This is a genomic window from Porticoccus sp. (assembly GCF_965660005.1).
GTDB lineage: Bacteria > Pseudomonadota > Gammaproteobacteria > Pseudomonadales > Porticoccaceae > Porticoccus.
The window spans coordinates 1-2,991 of the sequence record NZ_CBFHYF010000078.1; the positions used below are offsets into that span (position 1 = coordinate 1).

At 54.3% G+C, this 2,991-nt stretch carries 3 protein-coding genes; all 3 read right to left on the reverse strand.

All coding sequences use genetic code 11. The features are described 5' to 3' along the window. Nucleotides 1-4 precede the first annotated feature (4 nt). From ACTF5G_RS10090 to ACTF5G_RS10100, 3 genes are read right to left on the reverse strand one after another with little or no spacing between them, the layout of a single operon-like run. Nucleotides 5-1,447 (reverse strand): glycosyltransferase family 2 protein, encoded by a 1,443-nt coding sequence (locus ACTF5G_RS10090; RefSeq protein ID WP_438952674.1) that lies wholly within the window; start codon nt 1,445-1,447, stop codon nt 5-7. Further along, complete coding sequence (locus tag ACTF5G_RS10095; RefSeq protein WP_438952675.1) at nt 1,425-2,483, reverse strand: hypothetical protein; 1,059 nt, start codon at nt 2,481-2,483, stop codon at nt 1,425-1,427. Before ACTF5G_RS10095 ends, ACTF5G_RS10090 begins: the two co-directional genes overlap by 23 nt. Nucleotides 2,484-2,503: 20 nt before the next feature. Then, nucleotides 2,504-2,917, reverse strand: coding sequence for a hypothetical protein (locus ACTF5G_RS10100; RefSeq protein ID WP_438952676.1), 414 nt, complete (start codon nt 2,915-2,917; stop codon nt 2,504-2,506). Nucleotides 2,918-2,991: the final 74 nt, after the last annotated feature.

The window sequence follows — 2,991 nt, forward strand, 5'->3', positions numbered from 1 at the left end:
TCTGTCATCGCACCAGTGCCCCTTTCTTGCGCTGCGATTGGCGACGAAGGACCTCGAACAGGCCCGCACGCATTTTGTCGCTGGCGTAGGTGCCGTTATTCTGGTGCCACCACTTTCTTAACAAGGGACGTTCAATATTGGCCTCCTCAAATCCGGCATTGCGTAAATTGACGATCAGCTCGGTATCATCACCAGCCACCAGGCTGGAGTCGAACCCGCCGAGGCTGGCAAGAACATGGCTGCGGAGCATCAGGGCACTGGGCACAAATGACCGGTGCTCATCGGTGGGGAGGCGTAACAGGTGTCGGGGCAATACTAGTTCTTCCTGGGCATGCAAAGTCTGATTACAGGTGACCCAGCCGACATAGGGGTGGGCGTTTAAATACGCCACCTGCGCGCTGGTTTTGTCTGCTTCCCATTCATCATCCTGATCAAGGAAGGCGAGGTACTTGCCCGATGCCAGGCCTGCACCCGTGTTGCGGGCCGCTGCCACGCCCCGGTTGGGCGTTGTTACCAGGGTGGCAGTTGGGTAGTGCTCAGCAACCAATTGGCGACCGGCGCCATCATCACTGGAACCATCATCCACGACGATGAGTTCAATCGATTCATAGGTTTGCTGTTTTACGGTATCGATTGTGCGAACAATCGTTTCGGCACCGTTATACAGCGGGATAATGACGCTGACCAGCGGGCGATAAAACCGCCTGAAGTCGTTGATCTGGCGCAGGGGTCTACTCTGTTTCGTCTCTCGCCTTCTACGCAGGGAATGGCGTAACACGTTCAGGAGATCCAGCTCCTGTGGGGTTTTCTCCACCGACATGTTGTTGCCATGAACATGGTAAATCAGTGTCGCTTCCTCCAGTAACACGATGCCCTGCCGTTGTTCTCTCAGTAATAGCCACCAATTCACATCTTCGCTATAGCGCAGATTCTCATCAAACGTCATGCCGCGATCAAATACCTGTCGCTTGACAAGGATGGCGCCCAGATGCACATGGGTAATCTCCTGTGTCTCCGGGTCGAAGAGCATGTTCGGCATGGGGGTGCCGTTGGCGGCGACATAGCGGACTTTGCCGCCAGCGACCCTGGTGCCGGGGTCATTCAGGTGTGGCAGTAGCAACGTCAGTTTGTTCTCGGGCCATTCATCGTCACCGTCGATAAAACTGATCAGCTCACCACCGGCATGTTTGAGACCCGTGTTGCGGGCAGCCGCCGGGCCACGATTTTCCTCATGATTGAGCAAAATCACCTGTGGGTACTGATCTTTTATCTGTGCCAGTAACTCACAGCACCGGGCATCCGAACCATCGTTGATGAGTATGATTTCAACAGCAAGTTGCCCAGGGCTGATTTCAGCCTGTTGCAGCACCGAGTTGATCGCCCGGTGTAACTCTTCGCCGTTATTGTAAACAGGGGTGATGACGCTAAGCATTTTTTCTTCCTTCATCGCTCGTCACACGTCCAAAAGACTCGGTTAGCAGGTGCTTATCCGATCCTAAAAGCCATTGGTAGCAGGGGGCCGCATTAACGACCGTGGAGATTTTGCTGAAGGCTTCGGTACGGTGGTGTGGCAAATGGTGCAACGTGGTGGGTGCGATGCTCATCAGTGCTTTGGCTGCCGAGACGGCTGATGTGGTCGATTTGGCGACACTGGGCAATGCAATACGCGGCACCAGTATGCCGACCAGATCTGCACTTTTTAACAGCCTGTCAGGGTAGTGTTCGCCAATATGCAGGATGGCCTTCTGGTCCCGATAATTCTGGGGGTTTCGCAACTGACTGTGCAAATCAGTGAATCGCTCATCAAAATTATCATGATTGATTTTCGCGGACTGATACAGGCTGTGTACTTTAAATGGCGGTTTTGTGCGCAGGACGACATAGTCATCGCCCAGGTAATATCGACCACTGAGCAGGAGCTGCAGACAGCTGGTGGATTTTCCCGAGCCGCTCGGGCCGGGAATAAGCCAGCCGCGCTTTCCATCTTCAGAGATGGCACCAGCGTGCATCAGCTGCAGGTCCTGATCGCGGCTCCACCAGTGAAAAATAATACGGAATGAGAATGTCGTCTCCCACCAGGGCACCTCCTCCGGGTTGATGACCCAGTACAGGCCAATGCGCCTGAGCCGCGAGTATAGAAAAACCTGCCTTAGCCAGGGTTGGTAAAAAATCTGGACATCATTCTGGTCAATGGTGGCGGCGTATCCCTGACCGTTAAATAAATCCATTGGCGGGGCTTTGAGGGGGGATGTTGTGCCGCTGCTGTCGGCATAAAGGATGGTGAGGTTGGCATCCGATCCGGACTTGGACTCGGACTCGCTGGCGAGGTGTGCGAGCGCGGGGAGAAACTGGGCTCGCAGTACTGGGGAGTGCGTTGCCAGATCAACAATGTGGCCACCCAGGTCAAGCCTGTCCCGATAGCACAGGGACTTCCTGTCCAGAAGTGCCAGCGCTTCCTCAAAATAATCACTGAGATTGAACATCGTTGCGGCTAGGGACTCAGTTATGTGGCTTGTTCTCTGAGCTCCCAGCCGTCTTCATCCACATCGTGTATGGGGTCAAGCAGCAGCAGGTCCTGCATATCAGCGTAGCGGTTGAGCTCTGAGTGTTTGTACTCTTTCGCCGCCGTTGCGGTGCCCAGGGCAGCATCAGAGGGCGCTCTGTCAACCACCAGCTGTTCATTGAGCAGCTCCTGCCAAATGCCTGAGAGTTCAGCGATAGCCGTTGCGCGGTGCTCGCCCAACGATGCGCAAATCGTCGCAATGGTGGCGTCAGGGTCATCACACGGCAAGGCCTGGATCAGGCCAGCAGCAATGCCCTGAACACTGTAATAAAGCCCGCTATCCAGGTTCGCGATAATACATTCGTCTTCAAAAGTCTCTGCTGCAACTTGTTGATTCAAAGTGAAATGGTGCATGGTTTATGAGTATTCCGTTATAAATATCCTCTATTGGCCCGAGTTTACACGCAAAGCCTGAAGTTGACGACCTG

Excerpts from the sequence above, each read along its gene's own strand:
- ACTF5G_RS10100 (WP_438952676.1), bottom strand. The coding sequence starts at position 2,917 with ATGCACCATTTCACTTTGAATCAACAAGTTGCAGCAGAGACTTTTGAA.
- ACTF5G_RS10095 (WP_438952675.1), bottom strand. The coding sequence starts at position 2,483 with ATGTTCAATCTCAGTGATTATTTTGAGGAAGCGCTGGCACTTCTGGAC.
- ACTF5G_RS10090 (WP_438952674.1), bottom strand. The coding sequence starts at position 1,447 with ATGAAGGAAGAAAAAATGCTTAGCGTCATCACCCCTGTTTACAATAAC.